This window comes from Acinetobacter defluvii (assembly GCF_001704615.3).
GTDB lineage: Bacteria > Pseudomonadota > Gammaproteobacteria > Pseudomonadales > Moraxellaceae > Acinetobacter > Acinetobacter defluvii.
Genome location: NZ_CP029397.2, coordinates 3,185,708 through 3,209,466, shown reverse-complemented (window position 1 = coordinate 3,209,466; position 23,759 = coordinate 3,185,708). Strand labels below are relative to the sequence as shown.

16 protein-coding genes, 2 tRNA genes, 3 rRNA genes and 1 pseudogene are annotated in these 23,759 nt (G+C 39.5%); 16 read left to right on the top strand and 6 right to left on the bottom strand.

The genetic code is table 11. The features are described from left to right. The first annotated feature begins 30 nt into the window (after positions 1–30). From def to DJ533_RS17850, 3 genes are all read left to right on the top strand, one after another. Positions 31–561 (top strand): peptide deformylase, encoded by a 531-nt coding sequence (gene def / locus DJ533_RS17860; RefSeq protein ID WP_065994475.1) that lies wholly within the window; start codon positions 31–33, stop codon positions 559–561. Positions 562–653: 92 nt separating this feature from the next. Continuing rightward, on the top strand, positions 654–1,094 hold the full coding sequence (locus DJ533_RS17855) for a DUF2946 family protein (RefSeq protein ID WP_065994474.1): 441 nt from the start codon (positions 654–656) through the stop codon (positions 1,092–1,094). Between the two features lie 70 nt (positions 1,095–1,164). Continuing rightward, complete coding sequence (locus tag DJ533_RS17850; RefSeq protein WP_065994473.1) at positions 1,165–3,264, top strand: TonB-dependent copper receptor; 2,100 nt, start codon at positions 1,165–1,167, stop codon at positions 3,262–3,264. A 112-nt stretch (positions 3,265–3,376) separates the two neighbouring features. Here the strand turns inward: DJ533_RS17850 and DJ533_RS17845 are convergent, their stop codons facing one another. Then, a complete protein-coding gene (locus DJ533_RS17845; protein ID WP_065994472.1) occupies positions 3,377–4,585 on the bottom strand; it encodes an oxygenase MpaB family protein in 1,209 nt (402 codons plus the stop codon). A gap of 107 nt (positions 4,586–4,692) precedes the next feature. Here DJ533_RS17845 and DJ533_RS17840 point away from each other — a divergent pair, with 107 nt between their 5' ends. The 9 genes and pseudogenes from DJ533_RS17840 to DJ533_RS17800 all read left to right on the top strand — a co-directional run bounded on the left by DJ533_RS17840 (position 4,693) and on the right by DJ533_RS17800 (position 13,977). Further along, positions 4,693–5,307: a TetR/AcrR family transcriptional regulator gene (locus DJ533_RS17840; protein WP_065994471.1), complete on the top strand. Its 615-nt coding sequence runs from the start codon at positions 4,693–4,695 to the stop codon at positions 5,305–5,307. A gap of 463 nt (positions 5,308–5,770) precedes the next feature. Beyond that, positions 5,771–7,309, top strand: a 16S ribosomal RNA gene (locus tag DJ533_RS17835). A gap of 59 nt (positions 7,310–7,368) precedes the next feature. Beyond that, a tRNA-Ile gene (locus DJ533_RS17830) sits at positions 7,369–7,445 on the top strand. A 73-nt stretch (positions 7,446–7,518) separates the two neighbouring features. Next, a tRNA-Ala gene (locus tag DJ533_RS17825) sits at positions 7,519–7,594 on the top strand. A 392-nt stretch (positions 7,595–7,986) separates the two neighbouring features. Further along, positions 7,987–10,879, top strand: a 23S ribosomal RNA gene (locus tag DJ533_RS17820). A 180-nt stretch (positions 10,880–11,059) separates the two neighbouring features. Continuing rightward, a 5S ribosomal RNA gene (gene rrf / locus DJ533_RS17815) occupies positions 11,060–11,174 on the top strand. Together the 16S, 23S and 5S rRNA genes with 2 tRNA genes alongside form the textbook arrangement of a ribosomal RNA operon. A gap of 545 nt (positions 11,175–11,719) precedes the next feature. Further along, the gene (locus DJ533_RS17810; RefSeq protein ID WP_065993860.1) at positions 11,720–12,319 is read left to right on the top strand and encodes an OmpW/AlkL family protein; all 600 of its coding nucleotides are present in this window, start codon (positions 11,720–11,722) and stop codon (positions 12,317–12,319) included. Positions 12,320–12,446: 127 nt separating this feature from the next. Next, positions 12,447–13,187: pseudogene (locus DJ533_RS17805) on the top strand (hypothetical protein). Positions 13,188–13,272: 85 nt separating this feature from the next. Continuing rightward, complete coding sequence (locus tag DJ533_RS17800; protein WP_065993859.1) at positions 13,273–13,977, top strand: phospholipase D family protein; 705 nt, start codon at positions 13,273–13,275, stop codon at positions 13,975–13,977. Positions 13,978–14,005: 28 nt separating this feature from the next. On the opposite strand, the gene parE is transcribed toward DJ533_RS17800, so the two are convergent. Further along, positions 14,006–15,886, bottom strand: coding sequence for a DNA topoisomerase IV subunit B (parE, locus tag DJ533_RS17795; RefSeq protein ID WP_065993858.1), 1,881 nt, complete (start codon positions 15,884–15,886; stop codon positions 14,006–14,008). A 153-nt stretch (positions 15,887–16,039) separates the two neighbouring features. Next, a complete protein-coding gene (locus DJ533_RS17790; RefSeq protein ID WP_065993857.1) occupies positions 16,040–16,618 on the bottom strand; it encodes a YqiA/YcfP family alpha/beta fold hydrolase in 579 nt (192 codons plus the stop codon). A gap of 233 nt (positions 16,619–16,851) precedes the next feature. Here DJ533_RS17790 and DJ533_RS17785 point away from each other — a divergent pair, with 233 nt between their 5' ends. Next, a complete protein-coding gene (locus DJ533_RS17785) occupies positions 16,852–18,183 on the top strand; it encodes a PGAP1-like alpha/beta domain-containing protein (RefSeq protein WP_065993856.1) in 1,332 nt (443 codons plus the stop codon). 63 nt (positions 18,184–18,246) lie between these two features. Here the strand turns inward: DJ533_RS17785 and DJ533_RS17780 are convergent, their stop codons facing one another. After that, on the bottom strand, positions 18,247–18,747 hold the full coding sequence (locus DJ533_RS17780; protein WP_065993855.1) for a disulfide bond formation protein B: 501 nt from the start codon (positions 18,745–18,747) through the stop codon (positions 18,247–18,249). Between the two features lie 33 nt (positions 18,748–18,780). Beyond that, on the bottom strand, positions 18,781–20,358 hold the full coding sequence (gene gshA / locus DJ533_RS17775; protein WP_065993854.1) for a glutamate--cysteine ligase: 1,578 nt from the start codon (positions 20,356–20,358) through the stop codon (positions 18,781–18,783). Positions 20,359–20,566: 208 nt separating this feature from the next. Between gshA and DJ533_RS17770 the strand changes: the two genes are divergently transcribed. Then, a complete protein-coding gene (locus DJ533_RS17770) occupies positions 20,567–21,106 on the top strand; it encodes a DUF924 family protein (RefSeq protein ID WP_065993853.1) in 540 nt (179 codons plus the stop codon). Between the two features lie 14 nt (positions 21,107–21,120). On the opposite strand, the gene DJ533_RS17765 is transcribed toward DJ533_RS17770, so the two are convergent. Further along, positions 21,121–21,639 (bottom strand): hypothetical protein, encoded by a 519-nt coding sequence (locus tag DJ533_RS17765; protein WP_065993852.1) that lies wholly within the window; start codon positions 21,637–21,639, stop codon positions 21,121–21,123. Between the two features lie 145 nt (positions 21,640–21,784). Here DJ533_RS17765 and DJ533_RS17760 point away from each other — a divergent pair, with 145 nt between their 5' ends. Both DJ533_RS17760 and DJ533_RS17755 read left to right on the top strand, forming a co-directional pair. Then, entirely contained in the window at positions 21,785–22,342 is a 558-nt protein-coding gene (locus tag DJ533_RS17760) for a CC0125/CC1285 family lipoprotein (RefSeq protein WP_065993851.1), read from the top strand. Positions 22,343–22,357: 15 nt separating this feature from the next. Next, the gene (locus DJ533_RS17755) at positions 22,358–23,665 is read left to right on the top strand and encodes a DUF445 domain-containing protein (RefSeq protein WP_065993850.1); all 1,308 of its coding nucleotides are present in this window, start codon (positions 22,358–22,360) and stop codon (positions 23,663–23,665) included. Positions 23,666–23,759 lie beyond the last annotated feature (94 nt).

Below are 23,759 nucleotides of genomic sequence, written 5' to 3'. Positions count from 1 at the left end.
AGATCAATGGCATAGCAAGTGAGGATAAGTATGGCCTTATTACCTGTTTTAAGTTTTCCTGATCCCCGTTTGCGTACCATTGCAAAACCAGTCAATGAAGTAACGGATCAAATCCGTCAGCTTGCAGCAGATATGTTTGAAACCATGTATGCAGCGCCCGGCATTGGGTTGGCTGCAACACAAGTTGATCATCACATTCAGCTCATCGTCATGGATTTGTCTGAAGATCATGATCAACCAATGGTATTCATTAACCCCAAAGTTACTCCGCTAACAGAAGAAACCCTCCCTTATGAGGAAGGCTGCTTATCTGTGCCTCAAATATACGATAAAGTTGAACGCCCGTCACGTGTCAAAATCCAAGCGCTCAATTTAGAAGGTAAAACTTTTGAAATTGAAGCAGATGGTTTACTCGCAGTGTGTATCCAACATGAAATCGATCATTTAAATGGTAAATTATTTGTCGATTATTTGTCACCATTAAAACGTCAACGTGCACGTGAAAAAGTTGAAAAAATTGTGCGTCAGCGTGAAAAACAGAAAGTTCCTGCAAAACGTTAAGCTGTTGTGGGGCATTTTGTGGAATAAAAGCGCAATTTTGTTTGGGTTTTGTTATACTGTAACAATGAAAATGTTGGGATAAACATGTTGAAATGTTGTTAAGAAGTGGGTTACTGCTAAGTAGCTTAGCAGTGTTATTACAGATTGCTGTTTTTTTACAGCCTTTGTTACCGAAGCAATATCAAATTGCGCCGGTCTGTGAAACCATTTCTCAGGTTTTAATACAAACCGATTTTTATAAAAAACATCAACATTCAAGCCACCATCAACATCTTTCTCCTGAACATGCTTTGCATGAAATGAATGCTCAGCAAACCAGTCTTGGACATGATCATCATGATCCAAATCATCAATGTCAATATTGTACGGTGTATGGCAACTTAGTTTTACCTCCAGAACTTGAGGTGAAGCAGGTTTTGGATCGTATTCAAGTTCGCTTGATCGCCTTTCAACAGACATTTCATCATGTTTGGTTTGTTTTACAGCGTTTATTTCTGATTCCTCAAGGGCGAGCCCCGCCACTTCTTACTTAAATTCAGCATTTTTTTCTGGGTCTTGATGGACTCCAGTCTAGCTTTATTCAAAATTTAAGTGAGATAGAAAATGGCTCAGCCAAAGTTTTTTTTACAGCCATTGACGGCTGCGATTTGTATTGCGTGTTATTCAGGGAATGTACTGGCAGAGCAAGAAATACAACAGTTAGCCCCTGTGGTGATGACCGCACAAAAAGCCCATGATGCTAATGGTTTGATCGTTCGTGCAGACCCTAAACAACCGATTCAACCTGTCCCTGCAACCGATGGTGCAGACTATTTACAAAGTATTCCTGGCTTTAGTTCTATTAAAAATGGTGGAACCAATGGTGATGTTACGTTTAGAGGCATGTTTGGTTCACGTATCAAAGTATTGACCGATGGCACTGAAAATTTAGGAGCATGTCCATCACGTATGGATGCCCCCACTTCTTATATTCAACCAGAAAGTTTTGACCGAATTACGGTGACCAAAGGACCACAGACCGTTCAATATGCCAATACAGGCTCAGCAGCAACGGTGATTTTTGAGCGTCAAAAACCAAAGTTATCTGAAGATAAAAAATATACAGGTCAAGCCAGTGCATTGGTCGGCTCCTATGGACGCATTGATCAGAATATTGAAGCCATCGTTGGGGATGAGCAAAAATATATGCGTTTAAATGCAGGGCGTTCTGAGTCAAATAGTTATCAAGATGGCGATGATCAAACTGTGCCGTCAGCTTGGGAACGTTGGAATGCTGATTTGGCATTGGGTTGGACGCCTGACGCGGATACGTGGGTAGAGCTGACAGGCGGTAAATCTGATGGTGAAGCATTGTATGCAGGACGTGATATGGATGGTTCACAATTTGCCCGTGAAAGCTTAGGCTTAAGATTTGAAAAAAAGAATTTGACTGATGTGATTAAAAAAATTGAAGGACAGATCAACTATAGTTATAACGATCATGTAATGGATAATTTTAGATTGCGGACACCGACACCTAAAATGGTGATGAATAATACTACTCATAAAATGGTTCCAAATAACGCTGAAATGGAAGTAACACGACGTACACTAAATTCTCGTTTAGCCATGACAATGGATTTAAATGGTATTGAATTGTTAACAGGTATAGATTCACAACGTAATAAACATGGTGGAGATATGGCTTCTCCAAACATGAATATGCCATTTGCGCATGACAAACGTTTTCAATCTTATGGCGGTTTTGCTGAGTTAACTTATCCAATCAATCCACAAAATAAAATTGTGACTGGTGCAAGAGTGGACGCAGTTAAAATTGATGATTTAAAAACCCATCAAGATCGTAGTGAAACATTGCCAAGTGGCTTTATTCGCTTAGAAAATAAAAACCTTAATCATGATTTAAAAAGTTATATCGGCTTAGGTTATGTTGAAAGAGTACCAGATTACTGGGAGCTAAGAACAGACTATCAAGTTGAGAAAAACGCATCATTTAATCAATTAAAAAATGAAAAAACAGTCCAGTTAGATGTAGGTACTCAGTTTAAACATGAACAATGGAATGCTTGGACTTCTGCATATGTAGGCTTAATCCAAGATTATATCTTAATGAATTATGTTGAGAAAAAATCTGGCATGGGCGGTATGCATATGGGGCATAATATGGGAGGAATGGGACATTCCACTCATGGTGCCGATGATAAAAAGCAAATGACCACACTCTCAGCGAATGTCGATGCCATCATTGCAGGCGCGGAAGCAGGGATTGGCTATGATTTTACAGATACAATCCAGTCAGATGTGAGCCTTGCCTATGCATGGGGTGAAAATACCAGCGACAATACAGCTTTACCACAAATCGCCCCATTAGAAGGACGTTTTAATTTACGTTATGTTCAAGACAAATATACACTCGGACTACTTTGGCGTGTAGTGGCTAAGCAAGATCGTATCAGCCTTAATCAAGGTAATATCATAGGTTATGATATGCGTGAGAGTAAAAGCTTTAATACATTGGCTTTAAACGCATCTTATAACTTAGCTAAAGATATTAACCTTGCAGTCGGTGTGGATAATGTCTTAGACAAGACTTATACCGAACACTTAAATAAAGCAGGTAGTTCAGGTTTTGGCTTTGCCAGCAATGAGCAGTTTAATAATATTGGACGCAACTATTGGGCAAGAATGAGTATTAAATTTTAATGCTAACTGTCTAAGTTCATTCAATAGTAAGAAGTCATTGTATTCATACAGTGGCTTCTTTAATGAAATTAATAAATTAAACATATCAACGCTGAAATTTTCTTAAAGAATCTTATTGATGCATACTTGCTAATTGTTTGCCCCAGTTTTGATAAAGCGCAAGACTATACTCCTGCTCTGATCGTCCATGCTTTTGTAAATATTGGCTGAATTTATCACTATGTTTAGCGCTGTTATAAAGTAAAGTGTTTTTAGCCATTAAATAAAAGGGATACCATGCGATCGTGCGTGGTTTTAAACCTAAATTTTTCATTTTATTTTGTCCAATGAAAAATTGCGTAATCTCTAAATGGTTTTTATAAGCTTTCTTTTGCATAAAATTATTAAAATATTTGTAATGTCGTTCAAAAGGCTCTTTCGACAAACTTTTTGCCAAAGCCCTACTGCTTTCATCCGTTTTGGGGTGCGCATAATCCATCCATATTAACAGCTTCCATGCCTCTGATTCTTTTTCAACTAACCACTGCTCATCAATCCCCATCAGCCAGCCTGTGTATTTCCAAAAATGCATGATTGCTTCAGATTCAGCTTTGCTTGGAAAAATCCCAATAGCTCGCACACCTAACAAAAGTACTGCACTAAAGGCAATATTGGTCATTGCTTGGTCATATTGGTTAATCGGCACTCCCCAAAAAGATGTGTCCCAATCTTTCGATTTACTGAGTTGATAACGAACCAGAGCGTGAACAAAGCGAACGTAAACCGTTGAAGTAAAGCCAAGATTAAAGCGCTCAAAACTATTTGCTTGAGTAATGTCTAACCACCACTTATAGGTTTCAGCTAAGCGTTTTCCTGCGTATTGACTGAGCGCACCTGTCATAATCAAGGGCTGGTTAAAACCTGGATATTGATAGCCACTCATTAAAGCGACATCTCGCAAGATAAATGTTCCATTTGAACCTAAACGATGGGTAAATCGAATAGCAGTTTCGAGTTTACTTTTATCTAACCAAGAAGGAGTTTGTTCAATATGATGAAAAAATTGAGTAAGTACAGGAACTTCATACGGGAGTTGATCTAGACCCTGATACAACGCAGTCTCAAACAGTTTACGATTTTGTCTGGGATTGCTCATCACCCATTGCATGACCTCATCCATAGTTACATCACCAGTTTGCAAGGCGGTATTTAAACGCAAATACTCTGTATAAGTTGGTTGGAGTTTTTGGTTGGTTAAATAACTAAAAACTTTAGATTTCAAACTACTTTGAGTCATTTTCTCAAAGGATGCTAAACGTTTAGGGAGTGTTAAACTTTTCATTGTAAAGTTATTCCAGCTATTATTTAATCAAACTCTAATATGAATAATTATTCGCATTCAATTCGCATTTCATAGTGTTAAAAAATGCTTTAAAAATGAGTCAGAAAATGAGAAAAAAACCTCAACAACAAAGAGCAATTCAAATTGTGAGTGATATTTTGGAAGCAACGCAGCTTTGCATTGCTGAGCAGGGCATATTACAAGTGAGCACCCCGAAAATTTCAGAAAAATCAGGAGTAAGCGTTGGCTCTATATATCAATATTTTGAAAATAAAGAGCAAATTGTTGAGGAGTTATTGCGTAGAAAAAGTGAAAGTTTAGGTTTAGCTCTCAAACAACTTGCAACTGAAAAACAACAAATGTCATTAGAGGAGCTTATTCCGCTCAGTATCCAATTTGGTTTTGACATGATGAAAGCGGATGGCGGTTTTTTTATAGAAGTGTTAAAACACTGGCATGGTTATATCAATTCAGAAGCTGCACAGATTGTAGAGCAGCATTTTTTAGAAGTGGGGATTTACGTGTTTAATCAATTTTTTCAACATTGGAGCTTTGAAATGTTGAAAAATAAATCTTTTGTCATTATCAATAGTACGCTGTTTACCATGATGCGTTATGCCAGTAATAATGATTTTCTTATTTCAGAACAGCAACTTAAAAAAGAATTAACTTTAATGATTTTGGCTTATTTAGAGATTGAAAATATAAATAAAAATTCATAAAAAATAAATTTATTATTAAAAATAATAACTTAATATAATTTGGGTTTAAAATTTAGACATATGAATAATTAATTTTATAAAAAGTGTTGCAAGCTTAATTTTTTCCCCTATAATGCACATCCATCGGCGGTGATGAAGATTAAAACTTCTGATAAAACAGTGGCTTAGCATTAAATGGTTAGGTTGAGTTTTAGGAGGAAGGGTTAAAAATAATTTTCATTACATGTTGACTTTCTGGAGATAGAGAGTAATATAGCCGACCTAGCTTGATGCTGACGAAGCATTGAGAAGATCATTAAGAGTATATGAAGAACAACTTGTGTGGATTTTTACTGATTGATTGATCGAAATATTATCATTGATTGATTGGTTTAAATTACTCGAAGTTTATTTGAGAGAATTTGTCAGAAAATTGATGAGCCAGAATTGGTGTCTTATTCTATAATAAAGGCACAAATGATTTTAACTGAAGAGTTTGATCATGGCTCAGATTGAACGCTGGCGGCAGGCTTAACACATGCAAGTCGAGCGGGGTGAGTTACTTCGGTAACTGACCTAGCGGCGGACGGGTGAGTAATACTTAGGAATCTGCCTATTAGTGGGGGACAACGTTCCGAAAGGGACGCTAATACCGCATACGCCCTACGGGGGAAAGGAGGGGATCACTTGTGACCTTTCGCTAATAGATGAGCCTAAGTCGGATTAGCTAGTTGGTGGGGTAAAGGCCTACCAAGGCGACGATCTGTAGCGGGTCTGAGAGGATGATCCGCCACACTGGGACTGAGACACGGCCCAGACTCCTACGGGAGGCAGCAGTGGGGAATATTGGACAATGGGGGGAACCCTGATCCAGCCATGCCGCGTGTGTGAAGAAGGCCTTATGGTTGTAAAGCACTTTAAGCGAGGAGGAGGCTCCTATAGATAATACCTATAGAGAGTGGACGTTACTCGCAGAATAAGCACCGGCTAACTCTGTGCCAGCAGCCGCGGTAATACAGAGGGTGCGAGCGTTAATCGGATTTACTGGGCGTAAAGCGTACGTAGGCGGCTTTTTAAGTCGGATGTGAAATCCCCGAGCTTAACTTGGGAATTGCATTCGATACTGGGAAGCTAGAGTATGGGAGAGGATGGTAGAATTCCAGGTGTAGCGGTGAAATGCGTAGAGATCTGGAGGAATACCGATGGCGAAGGCAGCCATCTGGCCTAATACTGACGCTGAGGTACGAAAGCATGGGGAGCAAACAGGATTAGATACCCTGGTAGTCCATGCCGTAAACGATGTCTACTAGCCGTTGGGGCCTTTGAGGCTTTAGTGGCGCAGCTAACGCGATAAGTAGACCGCCTGGGGAGTACGGTCGCAAGACTAAAACTCAAATGAATTGACGGGGGCCCGCACAAGCGGTGGAGCATGTGGTTTAATTCGATGCAACGCGAAGAACCTTACCTGGTCTTGACATAGTAGAAACTTTCCAGAGATGGATTGGTGCCTTCGGGAATCTACATACAGGTGCTGCATGGCTGTCGTCAGCTCGTGTCGTGAGATGTTGGGTTAAGTCCCGCAACGAGCGCAACCCTTTTCCTTACTTGCCAGCATTTCGGATGGGAACTTTAAGGATACTGCCAGTGACAAACTGGAGGAAGGCGGGGACGACGTCAAGTCATCATGGCCCTTACGACCAGGGCTACACACGTGCTACAATGGTCGGTACAAAGGGTTGCTACCTAGCGATAGGATGCTAATCTCAAAAAGCCGATCGTAGTCCGGATTGGAGTCTGCAACTCGACTCCATGAAGTCGGAATCGCTAGTAATCGCGGATCAGAATGCCGCGGTGAATACGTTCCCGGGCCTTGTACACACCGCCCGTCACACCATGGGAGTTTATTGCACCAGAAGTAGGTAGTCTAACCGCAAGGAGGACGCTTACCACGGTGTGGTCGACGACTGGGGTGAAGTCGTAACAAGGTAGCCGTAGGGGAACCTGCGGCTGGATCACCTCCTTAACGAAAGATTGACGATTGGTAAGAATCCACAACAAGTTGTTCTTCATTGATGTATCTGAGGGTCTGTAGCTCAGTTGGTTAGAGCACACGCTTGATAAGCGTGGGGTCACAAGTTCAAGTCTTGTCAGACCCACCATTCTGACTAACAAAATATTTGAATGAGAGTTTAAGTATTGAATGCAGGAAATTAGATATATTGGTCTTAAGCTGGGGACTTAGCTTAGTTGGTAGAGCGCCTGCTTTGCACGCAGGAGGTCAGGAGTTCGACTCTCCTAGTCTCCACCAAGTACTTTCAAGAGTACGAGCTAAAATAGATTATAGAAATTAATGAATTTGATGAAAATTGAATTGATTAATTTCTGTGATTTATCACAGTTTACTACGTGCTGACGAGGCAGTAGTTAATCATTAACAGAATATATTTGAGTTGAAATAAATTGTTCATACTCGTTTCAATTAAACATAAGAATATGACACGCAAGTGACATGTTTGAATGTTTGAAAGAAATTGAGTTACTAGCGATAAAACTGAATCAAGCGTTTTGGTATATGAATTTAGATTGAAGCTGTACAGTGCTTAAGTGCACAGACAACAAACTGTAGGTTTGATAAATATGAATATTTATTAAATTGTCTTAATCCTACTTGTAGGGATTAACGACTGTTTGGGGTTGTATAGTCAAGTAATTAAGTGCATGTGGTGGATGCCTTGGCAGTCAGAGGCGATGAAAGACGTAATAGCCTGCGATAAGCTTCGGGGAGGCGGCAAATATCCTGTGATCCGGAGATTTCTGAATGGGGAAACCCACTTACCATAAGGTAGGTATCGCATGATGAATACATAGTCATGCGAGGCGAACGAGGGGAAGTGAAACATCTCAGTACCCTTAGGAAAAGAAATCAATTGAGATTCCCTCAGTAGCGGCGAGCGAACGGGGATCAGCCCATTAAGTTATATGTGTTTTAGCGGAATGCTCTGGGAAGTGCAACCGTAGAGGGTGATAGTCCCGTACACGAAAGGGCACATATAATGATGACGAGTAGGGCGAGGCACGTGAAACCTTGTCTGAATATGGGGGGACCATCCTCCAAGGCTAAATACTCCTGACTGACCGATAGTGAACCAGTACCGTGAGGGAAAGGCGAAAAGAACCCCTGTGAGGGGAGTGAAATAGATCCTGAAACCGCATGCATACAAGCAGTGGGAGCCGACTTGTTCGGTGACTGCGTACCTTTTGTATAATGGGTCAGCGACTTATATTCAGTAGCAAGGTTAACCGAATAGGGGAGCCGTAGAGAAATCGAGTCTTAATAGGGCGCATAGTTGCTGGGTATAGACCCGAAACCGGGTGATCTATCCATGAGCAGGTTGAAGGTTGGGTAACACTAACTGGAGGACCGAACCCACTGTCGTTGAAAAGCCAGGGGATGACTTGTGGATAGGGGTGAAAGGCTAATCAAACTCGGTGATAGCTGGTTCTCCCCGAAAGCTATTTAGGTAGCGCCTCGGACGAATACCATTGGGGGTAGAGCACTGTTTCGGCTAGGGGGTCATCCCGACTTACCAAACCGATGCAAACTCCGAATACCAATGAGTACTATCCGGGAGACAGACTGCGGGTGCTAACGTCCGTAGTCAAGAGGAAAACAATCCAGACCGCCAGCTAAGGTCCCAAAATCTATATTAAGTGGGAAACGATGTGGGAAGGCATAGACAGCTAGGAGGTTGGCTTAGAAGCAGCCACCCTTTAAAGAAAGCGTAATAGCTCACTAGTCGAGTCGGCCTGCGCGGAAGATGTAACGGGGCTAAAATATAGTACCGAAGCTGCGGATGTATACTATGTATACGTGGTAGGGGAGCGTTCTGTAAGCCGATGAAGGTGGATTGAGAAGTCTGCTGGAGGTATCAGAAGTGCGAATGCTGACGTGAGTAACGACAAAACGGGTGAAAAACCCGTTCGCTGAAAGACCAAGGGTTCCAGTCCAACGTTAATCGGGGCTGGGTGAGTCGACCCCTAAGGCGAGGCCGAGAGGCGTAGTCGATGGGAAATTGGTTAATATTCCAATACTTCTGTGTAATGCGATGAGAGGACGGAGAAGGTTAAGTCAGCCTGGCGTTGGTTGTCCAGGTGAAAGGTTGTAGGCATGTATCTTAGGCAAATCCGGGGTACTCTATGCTGAGAACTGATAGCAAGCTGTACTTGTACAGTAAAGTGGCTGATACCATACTTCCAAGAAAAGTCTCTAAGCTTCAGTTACACAGGAATCGTACCCGAAACCGACACAGGTGGTCAGGTCGAGTAGACCAAAGCGCTTGAGAGAACTCTGCTGAAGGAACTAGGCAAAATGGTACCGTAACTTCGGGAGAAGGTACGCTGCCGGTGGTGATAGAACTTGCTTCTTGAGCTGCTGGCAGCCACAGAAACTAGGCCCCTGCAACTGTTTATTAAAAACATAGCACTCTGCAAACACGAAAGTGGACGTATAGGGTGTGATGCCTGCCCGGTGCTGGAAGGTTAATTGATGGGGTTAGCGTAAGCGAAGCTCTTGATCGAAGCCCCAGTAAACGGCGGCCGTAACTATAACGGTCCTAAGGTAGCGAAATTCCTTGTCGGGTAAGTTCCGACCTGCACGAATGGCATAATGATGGGGGCGCTGTCTCCAGCAGAGACTCAGTGAAATCGAATTCGCCGTGAAGATGCGGTGTACCCGCGGCTAGACGGAAAGACCCCGTGAACCTTTACTGCAGCTTGACATTGAACTTTGATCTTACTTGTGTAGGATAGGTGGGAGGCTTTGAAACCGAGACGCTAGTTTCGGTGGAGCCAATCTTGAAATACCACCCTGGTAATATTGAGGTTCTAACTCTGTCCCGTTATCCGGGACGAGGACCATGTCTGGTGGGTAGTTTGACTGGGGCGGTCTCCTCCTAAAGAGTAACGGAGGAGTACGAAGGTGCGCTCAGCGTGGTCGGAAATCACGCGTAGAGTATAAAGGCAAAAGCGCGCTTAACTGCGAGACCCACAAGTCGAGCAGGTACGAAAGTAGGTCTTAGTGATCCGGTGGTTCTGTATGGAAGGGCCATCGCTCAACGGATAAAAGGTACTCTGGGGATAACAGGCTGATACCGCCCAAGAGTTCATATCGACGGCGGTGTTTGGCACCTCGATGTCGGCTCATCTCATCCTGGGGCTGAAGCAGGTCCCAAGGGTATGGCTGTTCGCCATTTAAAGAGGTACGCGAGCTGGGTTTAGAACGTCGTGAGACAGTTCGGTCCCTATCTACCGTGGGCGCTGGAAATTTGAGAGGATCTGCTCCTAGTACGAGAGGACCAGAGTGGACGAACCTCTGGTGTACCGGTTGTGACGCCAGTCGCATCGCCGGGTAGCTATGTTCGGAAGGGATAACCGCTGAAAGCATCTAAGCGGGAAGCCTACCTCAAGATAAGATTTCCCCGAGGCTTTATGCCTCCTAAAGAGCCGTTCAAGACTAGGACGTTGATAGGTTGGATGTGGAAGTACGGCGACGTATGAAGCTGACCAATACTAATTGCTCGTGAGGCTTGACTATACAACACCCAAACAGTTGTATGTTTCGATAAATTCAATGCAAAATACTTGATTTAGTGAAAAAGCTAGTTAAAATATCCAACTCAAATAAATTTCTGTTAATAACTCATTTGACCAAAGCTAGGCACATCGAAGCACAAAGCATCGTAATTAAGACCAAGTGATTAATCATAAACAGTTTGCTGGCGACAATAGCAAGAGTGAACCACCTGATCCCTTCCCGAACTCAGAAGTGAAACCTCTTTGCGCTGATGGTAGTGTGGGGTTACCCATGTGAGAGTAAGTCATCGCCAGCTTTTAAATCTAAAACACCCTCTGTCAGAAGACAGAGGGTGTTTTTTTATGGGGATAAAAGAATAAAGGAAATAATAAAATTTATACCTATTGCGGAACCAGTGAAAATAAATAAATTGAGATGGTATCACTTCTATTTCAGCAGGTTTGAGTTGTTTGTATTGAAAAATCAAGTTGTCTGGCACTTTATGAAAATTATTTTTATTTTTATTTTTATTTTTAATTGATTTGATTGTTCCGATTTTAAATTACGCTGCATTAAACTTTGGTTTATACTATTTTTTGTATAAAAAACGAACTATAGCGTGATTTAATTTTGATGCAGCTCGTATTAGATACTGATATGATTTGATTTTTTAAATTCAGCAAAGCATGAAAATAAAAATTTTACTTTCAGCAATTGCTGAATTATTTTTTAGAGAATTGTCTTATACAAAATATAAGCTACTGATTTTTATTAAATAAAATTTCTGGCATGTTTCTTGATTATCTAAACGCACAACGATAAGGAATCCATCGTTGTTTTTTGATATTCATGGAGATGACAATGAAAAAATGTATCGTACTCTGCCTAGGATTAACTGCATTTTCAAATACTTATGCTGAAATAGACCTGAGTAAATTTAAAGCACGTTTAGGGGTAACGCTGATTGAGCCAAAAGACCACCCAGGCAATTTATACGATGGTACAGCCACCAGTATTTCACGTAGTTATGCGTTAACTGCATCCAATTTGTACTTTGTCACACCGAATGTCGCTGTAGATCTCTTGGTTGGAACTGCACCAAAGCATCGTATCTATGGGAATGGTGAAAAAATTGGTTATACCCGTTATTTACCACCAACCTTGAGCGTGCAATATAACTTCAATCCAGATGGAAAATTCAATCCTTATGTCGGTGCTGGCGTCAATTATACCTACTATTTTAATGAAAAATTGATCAGCAATGACAAGCTCAATATTAGTAATTCTTTTGGCTATGCTGCAACACTTGGTATGGATTATAACATCAATAAAAATATAAGCTTAGGCACAGAAATTCGCTATATTGATGTTAATTCTGATATTGAAATTAATGGCACTAAAGTCGGTAGTGGTGATGTCAACCCAATGCTCTATACACTGACAATGGGTTATAAATTTTAAAATTTTTAGGCTGTAACTTTCCCAACAATGAAGCCTAAGGGCTTCATTGTCTTTTCAAATTTTGACAGTATAAACTCAGATATTTTGCTATAAATAATCAATTTAAAATTTTTAGTGTTGAATAAAAATGCAAAAAATCATTATTTTTTCGAGTGCTATATTTTCTTTTTCTGTCCTTCAAAATGCCCATGCTGAATCTTCCTCTTTTCAACAAGACTTACAGCAAGGATGCCAAGCAGTAAAAACTGAAGCAGCATTAGGCAAAAAATTATATGATCAAAAAAACTATAAAAAAGCCTTAGAGCATTTTTAAACCCAAGCAGCTTGGACATCTTTTTGTCTGAGTAATGCAGATGAAACCACTGTTAAATTTTCTGAAAACAATGTAATTACGGCACAAAACAATGTGGCACTGACGTATGCCAAATTAGGAAAGCCGATGTGGGCAAGAGCATGGCTTATGATCAACCAAAATGCAAAGTCCAATCAATTTAATTTAAAAAGTCTTGTGAAGCCAAAAATTTCAAATGATTTATCAGGTGAATATGTCAGTTATACAGGTTTTGGTGAATGGGATCATATTACAGTTGAACGTGGCAAAAAAGGCTATAGCGTAAGCTATTCGGGCGTATATATGGGGTTAAGAAGCCTTATTTATGGACCAAATATGGGGGAATTTGATACGACTTTTGCTTTAAATCAAAAACGTGCAATCTATAAATATGAAGATTGTACAATTCAGCTTGATTTTAAAGTAGATCAAAATTTAGGCAATTATATTGAAGTTAAACAGGATGATGGTGAATCAAGTTGTGGCTTTGGACATAATGTTTATGCAGGTGGTACATACTATAAAGTGGAGAAATGAATTTAAATCCATTTCTCTATAAGTGAATCCCCAGAAAATATGCTTTAATTGCGGCATAATAATTTAAAATTTCAGGGGGATACACATGGCAAAGTTTTTAAATACCAGTGCGACCAATTTCTTCTTAGAAGAATTGATTAAAAATGCAAAAGAACGCTTAATTTTAATCAGTCCATATTTACGTTTAAATGATCGGATTAAAGAACTTTTAGAAGATAAAAATCGTTTAAAAATTGATATTCGTATCGTTTATGGCAAAAGTGATTTACATCCTGATGAAATAAAGTGGATGCAACAACTTGATTATATTCGAGTTAGTTTTTGCAAAAATCTTCATGCGAAATGCTATTTAAATGAAGATAGTTGCATTATTTCTAGTCTAAACTTATATGAATTTAGCCAAGTAAATAACAATGAAATGGGTATTCTAATTAAAAAAGACGATGATATTGATGTATACAAAGATGCTTATGAAGAAGCACAGCGTATTATTCGAATCAGTGATGAAGTCCGCATTTCATTGGATGAAGTGAAAACAGAAAAAGTTGAAGAGTCGCCAAACTCAAATACTCCAAGTGAAAATATAGGTAAATTAACCTCTTCCAAACTTGCAGCAAAACATAAAATTAAAACCAATGAGCTTTTAGATAAATTTGTTGAACTTGGTTTCCTGACATTGAATGAAAATGGTAAACACTATTTAACAGATCAAGGTAAAAATATTGGTGGAGAATTTAGATCAAGCCAATATGGTGGCTATTTTTTATGGTCTGAAAACATGGATATTTAAAAAAAGCCCTTTCGGGCTTTTTCCAATTTTAAACGGCTAAATCCGCTAAATTACCTTTTTGTTCTAACCAATGCTTACGATCAGCAGAACGTTTTTTCGCAAGGAGTTTATCCAACAAGCCCGCAGTAAACTGACTATCATCTAAGTCTAACTGCACCAAACGGCGAGTGTTTGGATCCATCGTGGTTTCACGAAGCTGACTAGCATTCATCTCTCCCAAACCTTTAAATCGTGTGATTTGTGGATTCTTAGATTTTACTTTCTTTAAAATCGCTTCTAACTCATCTTCATCAAGGGCATAATGCACATCTTTGGCATCATCAATACGGAACAACGGTGGCATGGCGACAAATAAATGCCCTTCTTCCACCAAACTTGGAAAATGCTTAACAAATAAAGCACATAACAAAGTCGCAATATGTAAACCATCTGAGTCAGCATCGGCAAGAATACAAATCTTGCCATAACGCAGTTCTGACAAATCATCACTACCTGGATCTACCCCGATCGCAATCGCAATATCATGCACTTCCTGAGAAGCCAAAACTTCATCCGAAGATACTTCCCATGTATTTAAAATCTTACCGCGAATCGGCATGATTGCTTGGAAATTTTTATCACGTGCTTGTTTGGCTGAACCACCCGCTGAGTCACCTTCCACAATGAAAAGCTCAGATTCTTCTAAAGTATGCCCAACGCAATCCGCTAATTTCCCTGGTAAAGCAGGTCCCGAAACGATCTTTTTACGTTCCACTTTTTTCGCTGCTTTTAAACGGCGACCTGCTTTAGCAATCGCCATTTCGGCCAATTGTGTCGCTGTTTCAGCATTTTGGTTGAGCCATAAGGTAAAGGCATCTTTGGCAATATTTAGCACAATATTAGAGGCTTCACGACTTGAAAGGCGCTCTTTGGTTTGCCCTGAAAATTGTGGTTCTTGTAATTTCAACGATAAAATATAATTGACACCATCCCATACATCTTCGGCAGACAGCTTCATATTACGGGGTAATAAATTACGCAATTCACAAAACTCACGTAATGCTTCAGTGATACCTGAACGTAAGCCATTTACATGCGTACCACCTTGCGCAGTCGGAATCAAATTCACATAACTTTCTTGAATTTGTTCACCACCATCCATATTCCAACAAATTGCAAACTCAGCACTGGCACGTTCTGCTTCACCATTGGCGACAAAAGCAGGATTTGGCAAAATCTCACGGTCTTGGACTTCATCCATCAGATAGTCAACTAAACCATTCTCAAATTGCCACTGAATTTTTTCATCATTGATTTGGTCGACATAATTAATTTCTAAGCCTGCAGCTAATACCGCTTTGGCTTTTAAATTATGTTTTAAAGCTTTCAGTGCAAATTTTGGTGAATCAAAATATTTGGCTTCAGGCCAAAAACGAACGATTGTCCCTGATGCACGTTTAGGCGCTTTACCTTCTAAAACTTCAAGGGGTGCAACAGGCTCACCATGTTCAAACACCATTTTATAAAGATTGCCTTGGCGTTGAACTTCAACCTCTACACGATCAGACAAGGCATTTACAACTGAAATACCTACCCCATGCAAACCACCTGAAAATTGGTAATTATCGGTACTAAATTTACCGCCTGCGTGTAGTTTGGTGAGGATAATTTCAATCCCGCTTTGCCCATATTCTGGATGGATGTCGACTGGCATTCCACGTCCATTGTCTTCTACCGACAATGATCCATCTTTATAAACAGTAACCGTAATTTTATTGGCATGTCCTGCAAGAGCTTCGTCCACAGCATTATCAATAACTTCTTGTGCCAAATGGTTTGGACGTGTGGTATCGGTATACATTCCTGGACGACGGCGTACAGGATCTAAACCCGATAAAACTTCAAGAGATTGGGCTGTATATTGCGTCACGTTGCAAGTTTCCCTTTTTCAAATTTAATAAAATAGTATAGGGCGTACAGTATCGTATTTTTACTAAAAAAACAGCCTTGATTGTAATCTTCGTTGCTTAATACGACAGTCAGTGACGTAATAACAGTCCAACTAAGCCTATATTTTCTAGAATTAAGGTTGATAAAAACCAGACAAAAACTCAATCACCATCGGGATTTTTTCTGCAAAATTCTCCATGGCATGATTACCATTCATTTCAGTAATGATAAAAGAAGATGGCGCATAAAATTGTTCTGCCTCATGGTAATCAATCACCTCATCACCTTGTTGTAATAACACCAGAAAGTTTTCTGAATACTGAAGTTTTTGTATTGCCATTTGTTCTAATGTTATTAGCTGTGCATCATCTAAAGTCCAGCGTTCATTTACAAAATAAGGCAATTGTTCTACACCAAAAAGCGTTCTAAACAGTACCCAAGGCTGTACAGCAGGATTGATCAATACTGCAGGAATATTAAAATTTTCAGCAATTTGTGTGGCATAAAAACCACCTAGACTACTCCCGACCAAAGCAACATCATCTAGCTCCTCAATCATTTTAGAGACAAAATTTGTCACTTGATTAGGAGGACAATTTAAATCTGGCAAATGCACCTGACATTCACTAATGTATTGACTATATTGGTAAAGCTGTTGTCCTTTTAGAGAAAGTGGGCTACTTTGGAAGCCGTGTAAATAGATAATATTCATCTAAAACCATTTGCAAATCTAAAAAAGCTCATATAATTTCTAATGTGACATAAATCACAAATTGTTATAAATTATGTAACGCTGTTTTTATTGTCCGACAAAAAAACGTTGCGTTATCACTTGAAACAGTATCCTAGATAGGTTTCAAAATCATTAATAGAATGACATAAGGATATAAGCCTTGATCTCACGCATGTTTTTTATGGGTTTGATCGTATGGAGGATAACAAAATATGGCAAGTTTAACACCACTACACGAAACATATTGTAAATGGGATCGCTCTCCTCCGAGTCAGGCAGATGTACTAGAAGGCATCGCTCAATTGGTCAGTACACCACTGAATAGTGTTGTACAAGATCTGATTCAGTCTTTACAACGTGAAGTTTTACTCAGTGTTTTCGGTTTAAGCAAGCAAAAGGCAAAGCGTTTTCAAGCACGCCCTTATGTCGAGAAAATCTACCAATTTGGTTTTAATTCACTACAAAATTATGGACATTATTTTTTAGCACCGAGTTTGCGTAAAGTCATTGAACATTTTCCAAAATTACATAATAAGCCTTTAACACCAACGCTAACCTTTTTAGTCAGCGCCTTAAATGGTGTGTTAGGTGACTACTTACTTGCAACCCATAATCCTTTAGCTTTATCTACCGTGTTGTATGACCATTATGGTGCGGTACAACAAGGGGACTTAGCAGGACGTATGGTGATTTTTTCGCACGGGTTATGCATGAATCATTTGGATTGGAGTAATCGTGGTAATGGCGGAATTGGGGAAAAATTGCTTGCCCAGCGTGACAATAACACCATGCTGTATGTTCACTATAATACAGGTCGCCGTATTTCTGCCAATGGTCGCTCTTTAGCCACTATGCTTGAAGACTTGGTTAAAAATAATCCACGTATCACCAGTATTGATTTGATCGGGCATAGTATGGGGGGATTGGTTTCTCGTAGTGCATTATTTTATGGCAAACAAAATATGCATCAATGGATTCATATGGTTGAAAACTTGGTCTGTTTAGGTTCGCCACATCATGGTGCGGTCTTGGAACGTTTTGGTTTTGCACTACAAGATAAAATTGGACATTTCCCATTGGTCAAATTATTCAGTCATGTGGTAAATATTCGTAGTAATGGGATTTTAGATTTACGTTTTGGGAGTGTCCGTGATGATGACTGGGAGCATAATCATGCCCGAATCGGTTTGATGGATGACAACCGTAAGCCCGCACCTTTGCCATCTTATATCAATACCTTTTTAATCGCAGGTACGCTTGAGTTTGAAAATCGTAAGAATCGTACCTTAAAAGTCATTGGTGATTATTTAGTCAGTGTCAAAAGTGCACTAGGTGAACATCCAAACCCCAAATTCCAATTGAAATTGCCTGAATCACACAAAGCGGTTTTTTATGGTCTAAATCATTTTGAATTACAATATCATCCACATGTAGCCGAGCAAATTGCCAAATGGTTCTATCCACATCATGATGAGATTGCAGAAGAGCAGATTCGTAAATATTTAATTAAATTAGAAAGTTTACAAGGAATCGTGGAAACTTAAGCCAAATTCATAACAGCACAATATCAATAAAAAATGCCAACATTGAAGTTGGCATTTTTTATTTTAAACGGGATATTTTCTAAACAATTGCCACAAACTGATCAACGCTAATACACTAAAGAACATCAGCGACCATACAGGTAAAGACTGCCCTAAAAATGTCCAATCTATCAAAGCACATTCGCCAGAACCTTTTAGGACATTTTCAAACACGGCTTTAAGTGGGAGTGTTTCTACCCAATAATCTAAGCCAGGACCACAGCTAGGAACTTGGTCAGGTGGCAAATTTTGCAACCATACATGACGTCCTGCGATGGCAACTGACCAACCGATGGCAGCCAACCCTAAAAAAGCATAAATACGCTTGAGAACATTATTTTTTGGGTTATGTAAAAATGCGATCAGGGAAATCAAGCCCAAACCAATCAAACCAATCCGTTGGAATACACATAAAGGACAAGGCTCTAAACCTTGTACATGCTCTAAATACAAAGCAAATGCCATTCCAATCACACTTGCTAAAAATAAAAAACCACTAATGATGCGATAACTCTGCCATTGCATGGCTGTTCCTCTAATTTTTTGATTTCATTTACATCATCTAAACTTAGCTAGATAATCATCAAAACTCAAATCAGTTTCTTGCTCAAGTTGCTGTTGTTGTTGCAATGATGATGTTGCAAGCCCTTCAAAATACGCTAAAGTTTCAGGACTTAATACATGTTGTTGGTAATTTTCTACATGCTGATGCGCCATCGCACTACCAAAACTCCAGGTTCCCCCATGTTGTAAAGTATCCTCAATCACTTGTGCAGACAAGGTTATATCTACATTTTGCACACGTTCGTGCATAACTTTTAAAGCATCGGAATACAATGTGGTTACATAGCTTTGATTGAGCACATCCGCCAAAACCAACATTTCTTGAAGATGACGATCTGCCCATTGTGCGAGTGGATAGTGTTGTCCAGCCTCTTGAATGGTTGCATTTGGCGCACGTCCACGATTAACCACTTCATTTTGATTGTGTTCAATTAGGTCTTGTTCTTCTTCCCAAAGCTCAGGACTGTCTTTCAGAAGGCAATAAAGCGCCAGTACTTCCAAGAAACCTGCTGTGGTTTCATTGATGCCGATGGCTTCGTATGGATTGACATCGACTGCACGTAACTCAACATAGCCAATACCACGATTTGCCAACGCTTCTGAAGGTGTTTCGCCTGCTTGTGGTACTTGTTTTGGACGGACTAAGCTGTAGTATTCATTTTCAATTTGCAACACATGGTCATTGATCTGAATCGGCTCACCTTGTTCATTGTTTAAACCCAGATGGCTAAATTGAGCATACGGTGTATGTACTGCTTTTTGTAATTCAGCCACATAACACTCAAGATTGTTATAGTGGATACCCAATTGTTTTTGTGCAGAATTTTGATAACCAAAACGTCCCATACGCAAAGCTGTTGCATACGGTGTAAATAATGTCCCTTTGATCAATGGCAATAAATGATGCTCACGTCCAGTCATGAAGCATTTACAGACCGAAGGGCTTGCACCCACCAAGTACATCACCAATGGTGTTAAGCGAATAAAATTACGTACCAAGCCCAAATAACGGTGGCTGCGGTAGTCTTGTAAACTGAGATTTTTTAATGCTTCATTGGATTCATGTTGTTGTAATTGTTCAAATAAAGCATCAGGAAATGACACATTATAATGCACACCCGAAATGGTCTGCATACGGCGACCATAGCGAATGCCTAAACCATGCCGATACAAAGTTTTAAATTTGCCAATATTCGATGAACCATATTGTGCCAAACGAATATTTTTTTCTTGATCATCCAACATGCAAGGCATCGACAACGGCCACAATTTTTCGCCATTTTCTAAATGACGATGTACCACAGCATGAATATCTGCCAAATAATTTAATGCTTCAGGAATGCTCGCTTTTGGTGGCGTGATAAATTCCATCAACGCTTCTGAATAATCAGTCGTAATATACGGATGCGTCAACGCAGAACCCAAAGTTTTGGGATGATCTGCCTGAGATAAGAAGCCATTACTTTGCATACGCAAACTTTCACGCTCAATGCCACGTAACATGCCTTGAAATAATTCAGCATTTGCCCAAGTTGGCAGAATGGCTTGAGAATTGGCTTCGGATTGACTCATCATTTACTCGCTTATCTTAAAAACGTTTTTAAAATAAAATATTTTTGATGGTGGCAAGTATAACGTGAATTATCGATATACATGCATACTCAAAGTATTTTTAGAAGGAATATTCATTTTTCTGCAATTTTTTAGCACAAACTTAGACTTTTAGACATGTGAAATTTGTGATTTGATGAAAGAATTATTGTTAAGAATATGAATCTTTATGAAATATCAAGAAATACTCAATTTTTGGTTTAACTCAGAAACACAACCATTTTGGTTTGCAAAAAGTGATGCTTTTGATCAACAACTGCGAACACGTTTTACAGATATTTTACAGCAAGCCAAACAAGCTGAACTTTATACTTGGCGCGAAAACGCTGCAGGGCGTTTGGCTGAAATCATTGTTCTTGATCAGTTTTCACGCAATATTTACCGTGATCAAGCCACAGCTTTTGCTCAAGATGCACAAGCGCTAACCCTCGCACAAGAAGCGATCCGATTAGGTTTAGACCAAGATTTAACTGCTGAACAACGTTCATTTTTATATATGCCGTATATGCACAGTGAATCAAAACTGATTCATGAGGAAGCATTACAGTTATTTAAAGTTTTGGGTAATCCTGTCAATCTTGATTTTGAACAAAAGCATAAAGTCATTATTGACCGTTTTGGACGTTATCCACATCGCAATGCGATCTTAGGTCGTGAATCGACTGCGGAAGAAAACGAATTTTTAAAACAGCCGAATAGTGGTTTTTAAACTAGATCCATTGCTTAATCGGACACACCAAGATGGAGGAAAATACTTCCATCTTCTCCTTCAAAAATAAAATCATCCCAAGAGCACTCATACCATGAATTTGTATGTACATAGACTTGATAAATTTTTTGAACTTTAATTAAACGCTTTATCTTTTCAAATATCGTTTGTACGTAATCAGTTTGTACATCAATATCAGTAAGATAAAAATCCCGATATTTATCATATAAACAACATAAGCCTGAACCTGAACCAATAAATTTTTCATTCATATCATCAGATTTTTGATAACTAAATAGCCATTCTCTCAGTACATCACGCACTTTTAAATCAGCAATAGACAATTCCTCAAATGTAATTGAGGCTTCTGGGTAAATTTTTAAAAAATAGTTTTGAAATGCCATTTGACTTTGTTCACAAACCTGAAGGCTAACAATTTCAAAGCTATAATCATGATTCGTCTTGGTATTGAGCAATGCAAATGTATCTAAAATGCCAGCCAAACGTCCCAATTCAAAATCAATATTTTTCATTTTATTCTGTTCAGGTTCTCTGTTGTTTAAAATGATTATACCTCAAATGGATTTAACAAAAATCTGCTTGAAATACATCATTTATCCACCCATTTCAGGCAATATAGAAGACCAAGATTTATTGAGCCATACAAAGGAGCGAAACATGAAAAAGACGCTCATCGGTTTAACGATGGTGGCAATATTAACAATGACAGGTTGTGCCTCTACCCCATCAAAACCGCGTACATTTGATCAACTTGGACAATTTTCAACATTACCCCTGAATGCACATACATTTCGCATCGGCTTTGAAACACGTAATATGAGCTATGGGACTGCTGAAGAAATTACCTTACTTAAAGCAGCACAAACGACGGTACAAAATGGTTTTCAATTTTTTAAAGTAGTGGATGACCCAAGTAATCGAACACAGCAACCACCACGCAAAGCCGTAGTTTATCCGACACCGAACTATTATCCATATGGTTATCGACGTCATGGTGCTTTCTTTGACCCATTTTATGATATGCCACAAGTTGTCACGCTCGATCCAACCCAAGTTGCATATACCATTGAATGTTATACAGATAAAAAATCAGCACCAAATGATGCTTTTGATGCCCGCCTGATTTTACAATCTTTAGGACAAAAATATGGCGTGAGTCCGACGGGACAAGTATTACAACCACAAGCGACTGATGTATCATCAAACAAACAATAATTTTCAGGATGTTGCATGAACCAAGCCGAAGACGTGAATGTACCGAGTCTGAACCGCAGTAAACGCTTTGCCACGATTGCTTTGGTTGTGGCAGTAGTGATTTGGATAGCATTGATTATTGCAGCCAAACTTTTACCTGAATATGTTTGGTTGATTCACATCTTAATGCTCGGTGCAGAGGCAGGCGTGGTCGGTGGTTTGGCAGATTGGTATGCCATCACGGTACTGTTCCGTAACCCCTTTGGCAAAATTCCCATTCCAAAATTTTTACGTGATCACACTGAAATTATTCCTCGCAATAAAGCGCGTATTGCTGAGTCGATGGGTAAATTTGTACAGGAAAATTTTCTGTCCCCACACATTGTAGAAAAAAGTCTACAAAAAACCGATCTCACTTTAGCAGTTGGGCAATGGCTTGCTCATCCTAAAAACAACAGCCAAGTGACCGATGTCATTCAACAGACTGTACCGAAAATTTTTGATTTTGTGGGACAGCAGCAAATTGGCAAATTTATTCAAAATAACAGTGTGCAATGGGTAAAAAATACTGGTATCAATCACTTAGCCAGTGAAATGTTACGCGCTGTTTTAGAAAATGATTTCCATCAAGATGTGTTACAGCGTGGCTTAGACATGGCACATGAGTGGATGATCAATCATCCCGAACAAACGGAAGATTTAACTCGTCGTTTATTTAAGGAATTGGGTGTTTGGAAACTGGCTAAAGGTGCGAGTTGGATTGGCATTGATGTCCAACAAAGAACGATAGATTCATTACTAGAAAAAGTTGAAGCGATTTTGGCTGATCCTGAGCATCCATTTCGTAAAAAACTTGAAGAAGTAGCTCATGACTTGATGTTGCAATTGGCTGACAATCAAAGTGCGGTCAGTATTCGTTTGAATGACACTAAAAATGCGTTATTAGACAGTGAGTCGGTACTAAATTTCATCACAGGGGCTGTGGTGATTTTATGTGATGCGATCAAAGCTGACTTGATTAAAGAAAACTCAGGTATTGCGATGAATTTGCGTGTTGCCATTCAACAGGTCGGCGAAAATTTAATTGAAAATCAATCTGTACGGCAGTTATTAAATGAGCGTATCAGTGAAATGGTGATTAATTTAAGTGATCAATACAGTGAAAAAGTGATCAAATTTATCAGTGAGCGTATCCATGAATGGGACTCTCGAGAAATGATTGATAAGATCGAAAGTGAAGTCGGTGGTGACTTACACATGATTCGGGTCAATGGCGTGGTAGTAGGTGCTTTTATTGGTCTGACGTTGGGTGTGATTCGGGCAGTGATTGATTATTTGATTTAAGCTTTAACTTTGTAGAGCATGGCTTGTTTTCTAATATGGAAAGTAAATAACTATTTAGAAAAGGATGCTTTCGCATCCTTTCTTATTTCAAATC